The following is a 16,230-nucleotide window of genomic DNA, read 5'->3' on the forward strand; positions in this document are numbered from 1 at the left end:
TGTCCCTTGTTTATTCCTTATTTTTACTAAAGAAAAAATACTTGGTAAAGCTAAAACATAAATAAATTATGAACAAGCTTGACATTTTGTTAAAGTATAAAAAGCGAATTTACCTTGTTTGTATAGTGATTGGTTTATCAATTGTGCTTTTATTTGGAGGTTTTTCCAATCAGCTGAATCGAGATTTTGAGAAGTTATTTTATAAGGTATTGCCAAATAAAGAGCTTGATAAAAGTATAATTTTAATTACAATTGATTCTAATGATATAGAAACACTCGGCGGCTGGCCTCTTAAACGAAGTTATTATGCTTTGCTTATAAATAAATTGTCACAGTTGAAAACTAAAGTAATAGGCTTAGAGATAATGTTGTCTGACCGAACCCCACTTCAGTCTGTTTATAACGATTTACTGAACGATGAATTGAAAAAAGCTAATAATGTTGTACTCTCATCTGTTGTTATTAAACTTAAAAATGAAACTTTGCACGATTCTATAATTTTCTCTCAACCTAAGTATTTTGTCCCATCCTTAAAATCCGGGCATTTAGATTATTTTGTTTCAGATGGAATTTATATCCCGACAAAAATTGCTTTTGGCGATTCCTATGAAAAATCTTTTTCCTCTGTCATTTCAGAGTTTATGAACAAAAAAGCTGATGACCTAGTTGAAGTAAATTTTTATAACAGCTGGAAAAATTTCACAAGATATAGCCTTTTAGATTTTTTCTCTATGATTGATAACAATAATAATGAACTAAAGAATTTCCGAAATAAAGCAATTCTTATTGGAGTTACTGACCCTTCAATTGCAAAGCATATTCAAACAAATTTTGATGATAACTTACCAGGCATTGCTCTTCATGCTTTTGCGGTAGATAATATCCTAACAGAACGCTCAATAAACTATAAAGCAAAACCAATTGTTAATACTATTGTGCTGTTATTTTTAATAATATTAACACAATTAAATATTGATGAAAAAGTTTTTAAGATATATTTAATGACTACAGTACTTTATTTAATTGTGTCAGTAGTTTTACTGTATTTTTTTTATATACAATTTAATTACTCGGCATTTATCATCCCTCTTTTATTTTTGTTTTCTTTTGATTCTGTGATGTACATGCTCAAAAACAAAATTTATTTAAGGGAAAGCTTATCACAGTCAGAAATCTTAAAACTTTCTCTAAAACGAAAAGAAGAACAGTTAAAAAAACTTCAGAAGGAATTAGACCTTGCAGAAAACTCACAGCCAAGCGAATTAATTGCCAAAGTTAATTATCTTAAAAATGCTGTAGCAAAACTCCAGAAAGAACAGCTAAATAATGAGCCAGCTGAAGCAATAAATGAAGTTGAAATTAAAAATTTTCATGGGTTGGTCTACAAAAGTAAGCTGATGGACGATGTTGTAAGTTTAATTGAAAAAGTTGCCCAAAGCGATGCAACAGTATTAATAGAAGGTGAAAGTGGAAGTGGCAAAGAATTAGCAGCAAGGGCGATACATAAATTGAGTAAAAGAAGTAAAAATAATTTTATTGCTGTCAATTGCGCTGCTTTAACTGAATCCCTGCTGGAAAGTGAATTGTTTGGACATGTAAAAGGTTCTTTTACTAATGCTGTGGCCGACAAAAAAGGTAAATTCGAATTGGCTGATAATGGTACGATTTTTCTGGATGAGATTGGAGAGACAAGTGAAAATTTTCAGGCTAAACTTTTAAGAGTAATTCAATTCGGCGAAATAGCTAAAGTTGGTTCAACTTCTAATTTAAAAGTAGATGTAAGAATTATTGCTGCTACAAATAAAAATCTTGAACAACTGGTAAAAGAAAAAAAATTTAGGGAAGACCTTTTCTATCGCTTAAATGTTATTAAAATTTCTATGCCAAGCTTGAGGGATAGGAAAGAAGATATTGAAGTTCTTGCAAATTATTTTGTTGGATTAGAAGACGCAGGACTGAAATTATCAAAAGGGGTCGTTGACGTGCTTAAATTGTACGAATGGAAAGGCAATGTGAGAGAGTTAGAATCTGTTTTGAAAAGAGCAGTAATTTTGGCAAAAGCAGAAAATAGAAAGATTATTAAACTGCATGACTTGCCGCAGCAAATTGCTAAAACAGACAACATTGAATTAGAAATGTTAATTTTGGAATCGCTTAGAGAAAAACAATTTTCACATTCTTCTATCAATGAAACAGCAAAAGAATTGAACAATTTAAGTAGGACAGTCGTGGCAGAAAATTTACGTGGGATGTTCTTTAAGGTATTCTATGAATCTAATTTTAACTTTGAAACGGCAGTTAGAAAGCTTGCAGATTCAAATGACGAAAAAGTATTAGAAAGAGTATCTTCTAAAGCTGAAATCTACTTGAAAAATGTATCTAAAGATTTAGTGAAATACCCTAATAGACCTTTTGAGGAAATTAAACCCAAGATTATATCTAAATACAAGAATCTGCCCTCTAAGTTTCATTACTACTTTGATGAATTTATAAAATACCTCCTCGAAAATTCACCTGGAAAATTTTGATTTCAGGCATTCTTTGATTTTTACCAGGCAAATCAACTTCTCAAATCTTTGTTTTTCGTTGAATTTTTAACACTATGAGCACAATGTAATCTGGTATGAGATATGATATTCTGTAAATAAACAAGAAATTCATTCACAAAAAAGGGGTTAAAAATGAGACGTTTAATTTCTTATTCGATAGTTTTAATGTTATTTGTATTAATTGTATTTTCAGCTTCGGGTTGTAAAAACGAAGACTCAGTGGTTGCACCTAATGGAAACACTAATCTTCAACAGGCTCTCGAAAAAATTACAAATAATGATCAATCTGTCCAGTCTTTTGAAGATAACTATAACGAAGAACAAGCAATGAGTCTTGCAAAAACTCAACTTGCTAAAGAACTCTATCCAATTAAAATTGGACAAAGAATGGAATTAGCCAACCGCCAATTAACAATTGATTATGGCGATTCTACTGCAGTCGGTACTCTAACCTCTACTTACAATGGTAAGTTGTTTATACTTGCTGCATTTAATTCTTCAACTACTACAAGATCTGGCTACCCTTTGCCGGATACCTTAGTAACAAAAAGCTTCACGACCATAATTACAAGAAAAATTCAATATGTAAAAGTTGATAATACTGGAGATAATTTAATTGACTGGAAAATTTCAGCAATATCGCTTCCTCAGGGAGGGACAGAAAATTCTGGCGTTACTATTAAAACCCTTACTTTAATAAATCCAGATGGCTCTGTTTTAGTAATCGATTCACCTAATAACTTTTTCTTTGATAAAGGTCCCCGCAGTGAAAACAATAATTACTCTGGTGGTAATAATAGCAATAATGGGCAAAGCGGTAACATGATGGGGCAAAATGGTCACATGGGAAACGGTAATAATCAATTTGGACTTTCACATAGGGTAATGTTCCCAATATTTGGTATGAATCAACCAGTTAAAGTGCAGGTTGAACTTGAAAGCGCTTATGCAGATACGGACTTAGTTACAATTACACATGGCGCTATGTTGGGTGGATTGGGAAGAGAAAAAGCAAAACTAAACTTAATTTCTGAGACTAATAATGGCGGAACGTATACAAGAGTGTTTGAAGGGAAATGGTTTACAAACATGCACGGCGGTTATATGCATGCCGTCTTAAATGCATTGCCACATAAGTCAGTTTATGATAGCGATGCATCTGTTGAAGAAAATACATGGGGTGTTCCTTACTTGGTGAGATGATAAATAATTAGGTTGTCTTTTAGAAAGCGGGAAAGAACCTTACTTCCCGCTTTTTATTGTATATAACCATTTATTATGCAATTGAATATGATTAAAACCAATTATAATTTTTACTACATGAATATAATTTTTAGAAATATTGTTTTCATTACTATTGCTGTTTTAACCTTTTCGTGCAATAAACCTTTACCCACTGAATTACTAGATGACACTTTATCCGAAGAGCAAAATTTGCAAATTGAATCTGCTTCACCTGAGCCTTCTACTTATATTTATGCAAATGGTTATGATACCACAGGAATTCTTCAACCTTTTTTTGATAAATCAACTTTAATTAATGTAAGCGGGATAAGAAATACTTTTAATAACCAAACTGTATTTATGGCTAATTATTCGGCTGATTTTTACGATACTAATCTTGCAATTAAAAATATGCACGGACGATTAGTAGGTTTTCGGACGAGAATGATGGGGACAGTGAAATTTAATAATATTACTGCTGATAAAATACCGCTAAGAATTCGCTATATGGATAATGGCAAGATGATTGATACTACAATTGGATTTCACTTTGTCTTAAGAAATAACAACATGATGCACCCAAATGATATTCTAAACTTTCCTTATAATTCATTTGTTAATTTTAGAATTGATGTTCAACAAGGGAACCACTTTCAGTACAACATACCAACTCCTCCTGAAATTATAGGACACCTAAAAGTAGAAGGAACCAGGGCAAAAAAGAATCTAAAAATCGAGATTAGTTGGAATGCTTTGAGGTCTGGAAAAATTAATATGGTTGTTGGTATTTTTGATCCAATTACTCAAAATGTTTTTCCGTATTACAAAATAACTGCAGCAGATAATGGCAATGCAGTATTACCTTTAAGTTTGTTAGAAAAACTGCCAATTCAAGGTCAACAGCAATTAGTAATTACATTAATAAGAAAAATAGAAATAGAAATTCAAAACAATCAATTACTAAAAGATAACCTAATTGTTTCGCAGAGTATTCATAATATTAAGGTCCAATTACCGAATTAGTGCTTTTTTAATATTTTTTTTAATTCTGAGTAGTGGTCAACTGCACCTGTTAGGTCAGCAAACATATGACCCTCTTGGAAATGTGCAAAATAATTCAAATTCGGCGTTTAGATTGAATGGAATTGAATCAAATATTGCAAATTATAATTTAACGAGAGATTGGGAATTTTCAATTGTGTTTGCCAATTATTTAGCATCTAATTTAAATGGAAGTTTATATTCCATCTCGTTATCCAAAAAATTCGAACCCCATTATTTTTACTTGCGGTATACACCTGGCTATCAAAAACAATTTGTATTTTCTTCCGGAATAGTTCTCAAGCTCAATAACAATGTAGATGTTGAATCACAACTTAAAACCAATTTAACTTATCAAGAATTGTTTGGATTCGGTTATTCCTACAACATTTCTAACAAATTCACCGCAGGTTTTTCACTGCAATATTTCACTCAACAATTTACTGAAGAACAGCCTGATGCACATTTTTCAGATACTCTTAATTATTTAACTACTAGTACTCTTATAACAAATGATAATTTTTTTAATATCAATGTGGGCTTTTCCTATAAATTGTCCGAGCATTTAAGGCTTGGAATTTTTTCAGAAAATCTTATGACTTTAGATGAACAAAAGGAAAAATCTGTTTTTTCACTTAGAAAAGATAAAGGTGCTGCTTTCTTAATAGGATATAGCCCCAGCAACTACATCTCTTTTAGTTCAATAGTTGAATCAAGTTCATCCTTCCAATTTGGGATTAACAGTTCTGCCAAGTTATTTGATGGCATAATTTCACTTGGAATAAATTTTCTTCATGATAAATACCAGGAACCATTTATTACAGCGTTTCAGCCAATAATTAATTTTTCATTAGAACCGTTCAGTGTTACAATTGGTGCTACAAAGTATTTTAAAGACAGGTCCAACAGTCAATCACTATCAAAATTTTTAGCCGAAGGTATTAATAGTGTGATTAATAATCGATATTCAAATGATAAGATTTACACCGCTGTTAATTTTGCTTTATCGTTCGTTCCTCAAAAGTTAGTTAAAATTATTGATGTAGATGTTTTGAGTGAGGTTTATCCAACGCTATCTGAAGAGTATTTAACCAACCCAATAGCTAAAGGGAGGGTGATAAATGTTACCGATAAATTTGTAACTGTCAGACCAGCTTGTTCAGTAGAAGGGGTAACTGATGGAAAAATTTACTCGCCTGCAGTTAATATTCCTCCGCACGATACTGCTGAGGTCCCGTTTTTTATTATTTTTAATAATAATGCTGAAAGCATTGCTAAAAGAGAAATAGCTCAAATTAATTTTTATGTAACAACTGTTAACCGTGACCCTGATGATGTTTTACAGAAACCGATATTAATTAATGATATTAACAGTTGGGATGGCATTGTTTCGCATCTTAGGTATTTTGTAAGAAAAAACTTGTCATTTGCAGAAAAATATGCCAAGGAAATACTTTCTCAGAATCAATCATTTTTAACAAAAGTTAAACCCGAAGTGGAAATTTTTCAAAAAGTAAAAGTTCTTTATAATAATTTTATTAAGGGGATGATTTACGTAGCCGACCCGCGCGCTTCTGCAGAAAAAGTTCAGTTTCTGGAAGAAACACTAAAATTAAAAGGCGGCGATTGTGATGACTTTAGTTCTGCTTTCAGCAGTATTTTAGAAAGTATAGGAATACAAACTGCTTTTGTAGATTTTAAAGCTGAGGATGGTGTAAGTCACGTTAATATTATCTTTGATACTGAACTTCCACCTGAAAAAGCTTTTCTAATAACAAATAATGATAAGAAATATTTCATTAGAAAAAATGCAGAAGGTAAAGATGAAGTGTGGATTCCATTAGAGACTACCGTTTTAACTAGCTTCGAAGACGCTTGGTCAGCAGGTGTAGAAAAATTCAATAAAGAAGCTTTAGATAATTATGGTCTTGCTAAAGGTAAAGTTGAAATTCATGAGGTTTATTAATGAGTTTATAGGAGAAATCTACAATGAAAAGGATTATTCTTTTTTTAATTTTATTTCCAGTTATAATTTTCTGCCAGGAGTTTACGGTAGAAAAAGTCTCTGGCGATGTTCGTGTGATGAAAGGGACAAACGAGATTTGGATACCAGTAAAAATTGGTGATAAACTTAGCGGAGATGATTTAATTACTACAGGCAGCAAGGCTGTTATTCAGATTAGTCGCTCCGGCAAAAAGTTTATTTTAGGGTCGAATTCTGCTTTGGAAGTGAATTTGATAAAAAAAATTTCTATTAATGAATTGCTGCTTGCCTTAGCTATGGAAGAAATTAGAAATGTGCCAAAGATAAAAAGTAATGGTAATTTTAAAAATACGGCAGTCTACGGAAAAGAAATAAGGCCAAATGAAACGGAGATTAATATTAGCAATGACTTGGGAGTGAAAAGATTAAATGGTGCAATGCAGCTTGCTGAAAGTGGTTATAAAGAGACAGCGATTCTTTTTGCAAGGGAAACATATAGAAAGTACCCTTCAACAAAAAATTTGATATCAAACAGATTGTTTTTTGTTGATATATTAATTGATTTAGGGCTTTACTCTGAAGCTGATTCAGAATTAGCCCAAATTAAGCAGCTTAATTTGACTTCCGTTGAAAAAGATGAAGTAAACAAAAGAATCGATAAAATAAAGTTTGAGGAAATTTCAAGATAGTTTGAAACAAAATTTATCCTTTAATTACACCGATGGGCTTTAACTTTGCAACTTTAGTACTTATTCCTGCATTATGCATTACATCAACAACTTCAGAAACATCTTTATAAGCTTGTGGCATTTCTTCTGCAATAGTTCTAAATCCTTTAGCTTGGATTACAATCCCTTGCTTATTTAGTTCGCTCAATAAATCTTTTCCTTTTGCTTCTTTCATTGCTTTGTGGCGACTTTGCAATCTTCCGGCACCATGACATGAACTGCCAAATGTTTCTTGCATGGCTTTTTCTGTGCCAGCACAAACAAACGAATATCTTCCCATATCACCTGGAATTAAGACTGGTTGGCCTGATGTTTTATATTTTTCAGGAATAAACTTGTTTTTAGGAGGGAAGGCACGGGTAGCACCTTTACGGTGAACACAAACTTTTTTCATTTTACCATCAATTTCGTGTTCTTCTACTTTGGCGATATTATGACATACATCGTAAATAAGACTAAAACCCAACTCGTTTTCAGAAATGTTAAATGTATCTTCAAAACTTTTTTTTGCAAGATGCATTATTATCTGTCGATTATTCCACGCAAAGTTTGCTGCACATCTCATTGCACTTAAATAATCTTGCCCTTCTACAGATTTTATAGGTGCACATGCTAATTGTTTATCTGGTAAGTTAAATGCGTATTTTTTTTCTAATGAGACGAGAGTTTTTAAATAGTCGTCACAAATTTGATAGCCTAAACCGCGAGAGCCAGTATGAATTTGAATTACAATTTGGTCTTTGAACAAACCAAATATGCTGGCTTTTTCTCTATCAAAAATTTCTTCTACAATATCTACTTCGAGAAAATGATTGCCGGAGCCAAGAGTTCCAGCTTGATCTAATCCACGTTCTATAGCTTTTTCACTTACATTTGAAGGGTCAGCATCTTTTAAACATCCATTTTCTTCTGTAAGCAAAACATCTTCATCTTTTCCGAAACCATTTTCAATTGCCCAGTTAGAGCCCTTACGAAGAATTTTTTTTAATTCTTCTTTTGAGAGTTTTTTTATTGCCCCGCTTGCGCCAACTCCAGTAGGGATATTTTTAAAAAGATTTTCAACAAGTTTTTGAATTTTATTTTTTACCTCATTATAAATTAAATTTGTTTTTGCAAGACGAACTCCGCAGTTTATGTCGTAGCCTACACCGCCAGGAGAAATTACTCCGTTATCAATATCTGTTGCAGCTACGCCACCTATCGGAAAACCATATCCCCAATGTATATCTGGCATAGCAAGACTGTATTTTTGAATCCCTGGCAAACATGCAACGTTAATTACTTGGTTAATGGCTTCATCGTTTTGGAGAGTTGTTTCTATCATTTTTTGAGAAGAATAAATTCTACCAGGGACAAGCATTCCACCAAACTTTGGAATTTCCCAAAGATTGTCGCTTATTTTTATTAATTCAATATCTCTAACTTTCATCGTACTATTCCTATATTTTATCTTTTCATTTTGCTTTATGACTTAAATATCTAAAACAACTTTTGTAGAATATTTACCTTTTCTTTTTTCAATTTTCATCTGATGGAAAGTAATTGCCTTTATTTCTACTTTAAAATTACAAGCTTCAGCATCAATTTTGTTCCCTATAAGCTCACATGAGAGATTAATTTCACCATCTGCTTTGTTTATGCTCAATTTTTGGATGGTTGTAAAAATCCATTTTTTAAAAAATATAAGAAAATTTAACTGATTGAGAAACTCAACCAATAATAGTTCAAGAGTTATTTCATTGCAATTAATGATTTTTGTTTCAGATTTGCTTCCGATATTGCTTAGTTCACATGCTACCTCTTTCAAAGCAAAAGCAGAATCTACAAATAAGCCTTCTAAAGTTTCAGACTCAACTTCGAAGGCAACATCCGCTGTGTGATCAAGAAATTTATACGGCATAAATTCTTCAATTGTGGTGTGCATAAATTATGATTATTTAGATAAGATTCAACTCAGAAAAAGTAGAGGTATTTTATTTTTATTACAGAAGCCCTATCAAGCAAATTGAATTTACTTCCGACAACATTTCCAGAAAAGTCAAATATATCTTGACGAGTATGGATTTCGTTCCAAGCAAAGTAAATCCAGCTTTTAGGTAAAAATTGGTATGAGAATAAAATTCCTAATATAACTTGAGTGTTTTGGTCTTTAGACTTTACAAAAACGTTGTCAAAGTACATTCTTAAATTAAAGTCATTAATTGGTGTTAGTGAAAAATAAGGACGCAGATTGTAAGTAATATCTTCAATTTTGCCGGAAGGATTTCCTTCAATATACATGTTATATGAACTACCCAATTCTAAAATATCCATTGCTTTCCATGATACTGAAGCGCCTGCCCATGAATAAAAAGCTAAATAATCCCTTGAAAAATTATAAGTTTTGGAATATCCCCCATACAAGTCAGCATCCCATTTGGGAGAGATATTGTACCATGAGCTGAAATCTAATTCATATGAATTGTAAAGCACATTTAAGTCTTTCGATTTGCCAAACGAAAAATCGAATTCGTAACCCCAATTATTCCTAAACTGCATATTGAAAACTAAAATCCCAAATCTATCAGTATAATTATCGACGCTTTCATAATTTACGCCTGCTCCTCCCATAAATAAAATTTGGGAAATAAAACCTTCATCAAAGAACCAGATAGGACCAGTAATTCCGCCAATTTCAGATGTGCCTTTCCAGGGTACAAAACCAATTTGACTTACATCAAAATTATTACCAATTAACCTGCCTCTGATTAAAGTTACCCAAGTTTTTGAAAAACTTGTAAATCCGAAAGAGGCTGCATAATCGCCCTCTGAATTTTTAATTGAGCGTGCTAATTGGTAAGCCAGTTGCCAGTTTGTTGACCTTATTGCTCCATCAATATCAATTACTCCATAAGTACTGTCAGTTGTCTTTTTACCTACGAATAGTATGCCCAGAGTTGAGTTATCTAACATTTGTTTTTTAATGCGCCCCGATGCAAAGTATGCTGTGGGTTCAATTGCATTATTACCGTTTTGATCTAAGTAACTTGTTTCAGCAGTCCTTGCGATAAACCCGCCATACTCCCATTGACCAAGTCTACCAAAAGTTTTTGCCCCAAATGTTAAAGGTACTTCTTTTCCATCGGGTAGTTTTTTCCCTATTCTTCTTGAGTAAAATAGTTCTAAAGGTTTATAAAAGCCGGAATTTCTGTCTTTACCAGAGGGCATAAAAATTTCATTTCCTTGAGTAAAAAAGGGACGACGCTCTTGGTAATATGTTTCGTATCGTGAAATATTAAATGCAAAAGGGTCAGCTTCAATTTGTGCAAAATCAGGGTTCAAAGTTGCTTGTAATGTTAACTTTGCTGACGGGTTGTAAAAAACATCTAATCCAACAGTAGGTTCTATTTTGTACTTATTACTATATAAGTAGGAGGCTTTGGTAAGTGCTACAGGATATATTTCTAAGTTTAATCCCTTGACTGAAGGCTTAAAATCTTGAAAAACTAATTTGCCGAATTTGGAGATTCTTTGTCCCTCATTTCTTTCATATTTGCACCAATATAGGTCTTCAGAAAGATGAGGTATCCATCTGTCAAAGTCCAAGCCCCACTCGTTAAGTGATTCATCGTATTGGAGAGATTTGTAAGGGATTTCCCATTCAACTACAAAACCCCAATCATAAACTTTTGCTGCTGAAAACCAAATTCCATCCCAGCTGTAATCCCTATTTCTTGCATCGTCAAGTAATCTGCAGTCTGCTCTAACTCCACTAGCGCTAACAGCAAATTTATATGCTGTTCTATTATCTCCAAAGGTATCAAGCATAATTGAAACTACGTCACTGCCAAAACTATGATCGTCCTGCTTACCAGTAATACTTTGTATGTTTTCTCGATTATCATAACAAATCATCAGGCAATAAAGCGATTCTTCAGTAGTTAAAACTTTCACAGTAGTTTTTCTATCTGGTAGATTACCATAGTAAGGCTGAAGCTGAAAGAAATCAGAAGTAGAATCTGCATTAGACCATGCATCATCAATTATTCCATCAATTTTTATTTTTTCAGGCGTTTTTTTTAAGTAAAGTACTTTAGTTTCGTTAGCTGAATAAATAAGAGTTGTGAATAATAATAGCAGTAATGTTTTTTTCATGTTTCACTATTTTTTTTATTCTTTAGACGACATGTTTTTATTTAGGTTGCATGGTTAGATAAAAATATTTTTTGCATATAAGTCGTTTTAAAAATTTTAATGACCGTTGTATTTGAAGTGATTGATTTTAGATTTGTTGATTCTTATGTTAAAAGAAAAAAAAGTGATTGGATTAATTTGTAAATATTGCATCACCGTCTTTTTGCTGTTTACTTTGATTCCTGCCGAACTATCATCTCTAGTAAATTTTAATAAAGATCAAAGAAAAGAATATTATAACAAAGCAATGCTAGCATTAGCAAACAAAGATACTTTATCTGCAAAAAAATATTTAATTGAATCAATAAAACAGTTTTCTGACGCACCTTCATTAAAAGAACTATCTAAAATTTATCTATCAGAAAACACAACTGATTCAAGAAACAAAGCATTGGAGTACTTAAGATTAGCTGTGCTTAAATCACCCGAAGATATTGAGGCAAGATATCTTTACGCCGAAGTTTTAGAAAATCATTCAAAGTGCGCAGCTTTTTGTGAGTATAAAAAAATTACAGAGATGGATATAACTCAAAGTAAAGCGTGGATTGGAATGGCTAAAATTAAAGATGAAGAATTTACAGAATATAACCATTCAGCTAATTTAACAGAAGATGAATTTTCCTTCAGCTTGCAAGACTATGCTGACGAAAATTTTTATGAAGCAGAGAAATACTACAAACAAGCATTAGTATTTGAACCTCTAAATTACGATGCTATTTTTAAGTTAGCTTTGCTTTACGATAAAGCCGGTAAACCAGAAAAAGGTGCAGCATATTTAACTAGACTTGTAAATGAAGCCAAAGCAGATAAAGATATTTATTTATTGCTGGGATTAATTAATTATCGAATGCATAAATTAAAAGATGCTTATCAATATTACCAAAAAGCAATTGCATTGATGAGTTATGAAGAGAGAAAGGATTTTACATATAATTCAGTTATGTTCATTTTAAATGACAAATTTAAAGACCTCGCCCAAAAACTAAACCAATCACAAATCAAACAACTAATTCAGCTTTATTGGAAAGTTAATGATCCATTATACTTAACAGATTATAACGAAAGACTGCTTGAACATTATTCTCGTGTAGCTTTTGCAAATTTAAATTTTAGTGTACCAAAATTAGGAAAGGTTGGTTGGAGAACAGATAGAGGAGAAGTTGTAGTTAGGTTTGGTGAACCTAATAATGTTATTCGATTTCGGCCGCAGATGACAGGAAAATCTGTATTAATGAAAACTGAAGTATGGAACTACGATAATGGACTTACCTTTGGATTTACCGATTTTGCATCTTCGAACAATTATGTTTTTAGCATTCCTGCCGGCGATAAAGATAAATTTGCACCGCAATTTAAAGGTGATTCACAATACTTAATTGAAAATGCAAGAAGAATTTTTCCTACTTACTATAATCCCGTTTACGAGGGACCTAAATTCAGTGCGTTTTATAATATTGTCCAGTTTAAAAATTCGTTAAATAACAAGCTGACAGATGTTTATCTTAACTATGAGTTTAACATTTCCGATAGTGCACTGGCGAATCATAAGAATTATAAGCATAAGGTTGGAATTTTTGTGTTCGATAAATATTATAATGATGTATACAGATTTAATAAAGAAATTAACTTTTCTCCAGGTGATGACTCAGTTATCAAAGTAGACTCATCAAATTTTTTTGTAAATACGATTTTTACCGAAATGAAGCCAAATACAGGTACAATTTCTTTTGAAATTATAAGAGATGCCGATAAAAGTGTTTCATCAAATCGTGATTCTGTGTCAATAATTTCGTTTTCTGATAACTATTTAGATATGAGTGATGTTTTGCTTGCCTATAATGTTGAAGTTTCTAATCAAAGTGAAAAATTTATTAACCGCAAAAATGTTAGCATTCTTCCAAATCCATCTAATAAGTTTTCAAGTAAAGATAAAATGTTTTTGTATTACGAATTGTATAACCTGAAGAAAGATAATAATGGATTGACAAATTTTAACCAAGAGGTAACATTGACTAGTTACAATTTAAGGAACCAATCATCTTTTGAAAAAATTATAAATGCTGCTTTATCTTTTATAGGGTTGAAAGGTAAAAATCAATCCATAAAATTGACCTCTCACTATCAAACGTTAGAAGCAAATCCACAAATTTATTTCCAAGTTGATATGAACAAATACCCAGCAGATGATTATTTAATAACCATAACTGTTATCGATAATATTAGTAAAAAGAAAGTAAGCAGAGAAACTGTTTTGAAATGGGAAGGATGAAAATTAGGCTGACTTAAAAGTTAAGCCCAAAAAATTCATGGGAATTCACCAGGTTGTGGTATATCATTATAGTTTAATTACTATTCATCTAACTTGTTTAACCCACACTTCGTGGATGGATTCCCATTTTCGTAAGAATGACAATTCAGTACTTTTGGTCTTTGAAACAACCCCTCTCTTAAATGTTATTGTTTCAGTTACCCACAACAAAAAATTTTATATGTGATGGATACTTTTCCGAAAAGTAAACTCTATTAAATGCTTTTTGAAAATCTTCATTGCTTGCAGAATAAATATCAATGAACTTTTGTGGGTTTCTGTCAAAAAAAGGGAAAAAGCTGCTTTGTATTTGAACCATAATTTTGTGCCCTTTTAAAAATGTATGGTCAACGTCATTTAAGTTGAATTTTACTTCCGTAATTTTGCCGGGAGTAAAAGGTTCAGGCTTTTCGTAACTATTTCTAAATTTACCACGCATAATCTCATATCTTATTAATCTTTGATAACCACCGTATTCTATATTTTCAGGGTTAGATTTTGGATTGGGTTCACTATCAGGGTAAACATCTATTAACTTTACAACCCAATCGGCATCTGTGCCAGTCGTAGAGACGAAAAGGTCTGCTGTTATTGGACCGCTTAAGGTAATATCATTTTTAAGGGGTTCAGTTTGGTAAACTAAGACATCTGGACGGGAAGCTGCAAAGCGTTGGTCCTCACTCATGTAAGCTCTGTTGTACATTGTTTGTGAATCATAAAATTTTGCTGTATAAGGTACGGGTTTACTCGGGTCACTTAAGTACTCATCAAAAAGATTTTGTTTATATGATGGCTTTTCCCATGTAAGTTTTGCATTTGCGTTAATATATAATTCTTTTGCTGTAGCATTTTTAGGCGGCCACTGGTCATACTTTTCCCATTTATTGGAACCAGTTCTAAACGTAGTGACTTCTGCCAGATTTAAAGTATGGCTTTGAGAGTTGCTGCTGTTCGATAAAAGATAATAATTAAAAAAGGGCAGAAGAATTTCATTGTTGAATGTAATGCTTGTACTATCACCAAAACTGAAATCTCCATAAGATTCACCGTTAGTCCTTGCCCAGCCACCATGGCTCCATGGACCCATTACTAATATGCAATTATTGTTTTTATTTTTTTCTTCTATTGAATTATAAATATGAAGCGGGCCGTAAAGGTCTTCTGAATCGTACCAACCGCCAACTATTAAAACAGCAGGCTTTACATTAGTAAAATAGGGTAGATTCGAACGAGATTTCCAAAACTCATCATAAGTGCCATGTTTTATAATATCGTTCCAAAATGGAAGTTTATCATGAAAAAATTTTTTATTTACATCGGCAACAGTGCCAAGATTTAAGAAGAAATCATACATATCAGGCGAATCGTATTGTGGAAAACGTTTCCAAGTAGTGGTTAAACTATCTCTTGGCTGATCAAATGTCTTGAAGAAGTTGAAGGACATAGAAAGCGTTAAAGCGCCGTTATGATGCATATCATCGCCAATAAACCAATCTGAAATTGGAGCTTGCGGTGAAGCTGCCTTTAATGCTGGATGTGAATCAATTAAACTCATTGCAGCATAAAAACCCGGGTAGGAGATACCCCATATACCAACCCTGCCATTGTTATGTTTAATATTTTTAACAAGCCAATCGATTGTATCGTATGTGTCAGTCGTTTCATCAATATCTTTATTACTTTTTTTGTTTGGAATATAAGGCCGCATATTCACGTATATACCTTCACTCATAAACTTACCACGAACATCTTGATAGACAAATATGAACCTTTCCTTTGCAAACTGATACCCAGGTACAACTGGGTCTAAATTATTTCGATAATTATTTTCTCCGTATGGAGCAACAGAATATGGTGTACGCATCATTAAAATGGGATGATTTTCAGTTGTGTCTTTGGGCATATAAACTGACGTAAATAGAGTAACACCGTCTCGCATTGGAATGCGGTATTCTTTTTTTATGTAATTTGATTTTATCCATTCTACCCCCTGAGCATGAATTAAAGAAGTGAAAATGAGAATTAATATTAAAAAGCGACGCATATGTAACTCCATTTTATTGTGTGTAAAAATAATTTTTTTATTAATTAAATGGAGTCTAATTTTAGTTTAGGTAATTTATTAAGGCTTACTTTATTGAGTAACTTATTTTGAGCTTTACGGAGAACAGTAATTAAATATAATGCTAATTTCTCTAATATAAAATTTTAAGCAGATATGAG

General features: G+C 32.3%; 10 protein-coding genes. 6 read left to right on the top strand and 4 right to left on the bottom strand.

The features are described from left to right. Nucleotides 1–68 precede the first annotated feature (68 nt). From ABRY23_05245 to ABRY23_05265, 5 genes are all read left to right on the top strand, one after another. On the top strand, nt 69–2,528 hold the full coding sequence (locus ABRY23_05245) for a sigma 54-interacting transcriptional regulator (GenBank protein ID MFA3782454.1): 2,460 nt from the start codon (nt 69–71) through the stop codon (nt 2,526–2,528). A 153-nt stretch (nt 2,529–2,681) separates the two neighbouring features. Further along, the gene (locus ABRY23_05250; protein MFA3782455.1) at nt 2,682–3,752 is read left to right on the top strand and encodes a hypothetical protein; all 1,071 of its coding nucleotides are present in this window, start codon (nt 2,682–2,684) and stop codon (nt 3,750–3,752) included. 87 nt (nt 3,753–3,839) lie between these two features. After that, the gene (locus ABRY23_05255) at nt 3,840–4,796 is read left to right on the top strand and encodes a hypothetical protein (GenBank protein ID MFA3782456.1); all 957 of its coding nucleotides are present in this window, start codon (nt 3,840–3,842) and stop codon (nt 4,794–4,796) included. An 82-nt stretch (nt 4,797–4,878) separates the two neighbouring features. Continuing rightward, on the top strand, nt 4,879–6,780 hold the full coding sequence (locus tag ABRY23_05260; protein MFA3782457.1) for a transglutaminase domain-containing protein: 1,902 nt from the start codon (nt 4,879–4,881) through the stop codon (nt 6,778–6,780). 23 nt (nt 6,781–6,803) lie between these two features. Next, entirely contained in the window at nt 6,804–7,487 is a 684-nt protein-coding gene (locus tag ABRY23_05265) for a hypothetical protein (protein ID MFA3782458.1), read from the top strand. Between the two features lie 13 nt (nt 7,488–7,500). Here the strand turns inward: ABRY23_05265 and ABRY23_05270 are convergent, their stop codons facing one another. From ABRY23_05270 to ABRY23_05280, 3 genes are read right to left on the bottom strand one after another with little or no spacing between them, the layout of a single operon-like run. Next, nucleotides 7,501–8,955 (bottom strand): RtcB family protein, encoded by a 1,455-nt coding sequence (locus tag ABRY23_05270; protein MFA3782459.1) that lies wholly within the window; start codon nt 8,953–8,955, stop codon nt 7,501–7,503. Nucleotides 8,956–8,997: 42 nt separating this feature from the next. Then, nucleotides 8,998–9,426 carry an archease gene (locus ABRY23_05275; protein MFA3782460.1) on the bottom strand — a complete coding sequence of 143 codons (429 nt, stop codon included), beginning with the start codon at nt 9,424–9,426 and terminating at the stop codon, nt 8,998–9,000. Nucleotides 9,427–9,479: 53 nt separating this feature from the next. Then, complete coding sequence (locus tag ABRY23_05280; protein ID MFA3782461.1) at nt 9,480–11,660, bottom strand: DUF5916 domain-containing protein; 2,181 nt, start codon at nt 11,658–11,660, stop codon at nt 9,480–9,482. 145 nt (nt 11,661–11,805) lie between these two features. Between ABRY23_05280 and ABRY23_05285 the strand changes: the two genes are divergently transcribed. Further along, on the top strand, nt 11,806–13,968 hold the full coding sequence (locus ABRY23_05285) for a GWxTD domain-containing protein (GenBank protein MFA3782462.1): 2,163 nt from the start codon (nt 11,806–11,808) through the stop codon (nt 13,966–13,968). Nucleotides 13,969–14,161: 193 nt separating this feature from the next. On the opposite strand, the gene ABRY23_05290 is transcribed toward ABRY23_05285, so the two are convergent. Beyond that, on the bottom strand, nt 14,162–16,051 hold the full coding sequence (locus tag ABRY23_05290; GenBank protein MFA3782463.1) for a CocE/NonD family hydrolase: 1,890 nt from the start codon (nt 16,049–16,051) through the stop codon (nt 14,162–14,164). Between the last annotated feature and the right edge of the window lie 179 nt (nt 16,052–16,230).

This window comes from Melioribacteraceae bacterium 4301-Me (genome assembly GCA_041538185.1).
GTDB lineage: Bacteria > Bacteroidota > Ignavibacteria > Ignavibacteriales > Melioribacteraceae > Pyranulibacter > Pyranulibacter aquaticus.

Bases quoted from the DNA above. Each gene is read 5' to 3' on its own strand.
- ABRY23_05265 (MFA3782458.1), top strand. From the start codon at position 6,804: ATGAAAAGGATTATTCTTTTTTTAATTTTATTTCCAGTTATAATTTTC.
- ABRY23_05280 (MFA3782461.1), bottom strand. From the start codon at position 11,660: ATGAAAAAAACATTACTGCTATTATTATTCACAACTCTTATTTATTCA.
- ABRY23_05270 (MFA3782459.1), bottom strand. From the start codon at position 8,955: ATGAAAGTTAGAGATATTGAATTAATAAAAATAAGCGACAATCTTTGG.
- ABRY23_05275 (MFA3782460.1), bottom strand. From the start codon at position 9,426: ATGCCGTATAAATTTCTTGATCACACAGCGGATGTTGCCTTCGAAGTT.
- ABRY23_05245 (MFA3782454.1), top strand. From the start codon at position 69: ATGAACAAGCTTGACATTTTGTTAAAGTATAAAAAGCGAATTTACCTT.
- ABRY23_05285 (MFA3782462.1), top strand. From the start codon at position 11,806: ATGTTAAAAGAAAAAAAAGTGATTGGATTAATTTGTAAATATTGCATC.
- ABRY23_05290 (MFA3782463.1), bottom strand. From the start codon at position 16,051: ATGCGTCGCTTTTTAATATTAATTCTCATTTTCACTTCTTTAATTCAT.
- ABRY23_05250 (MFA3782455.1), top strand. From the start codon at position 2,682: ATGAGACGTTTAATTTCTTATTCGATAGTTTTAATGTTATTTGTATTA.
- ABRY23_05255 (MFA3782456.1), top strand. From the start codon at position 3,840: ATGATTAAAACCAATTATAATTTTTACTACATGAATATAATTTTTAGA.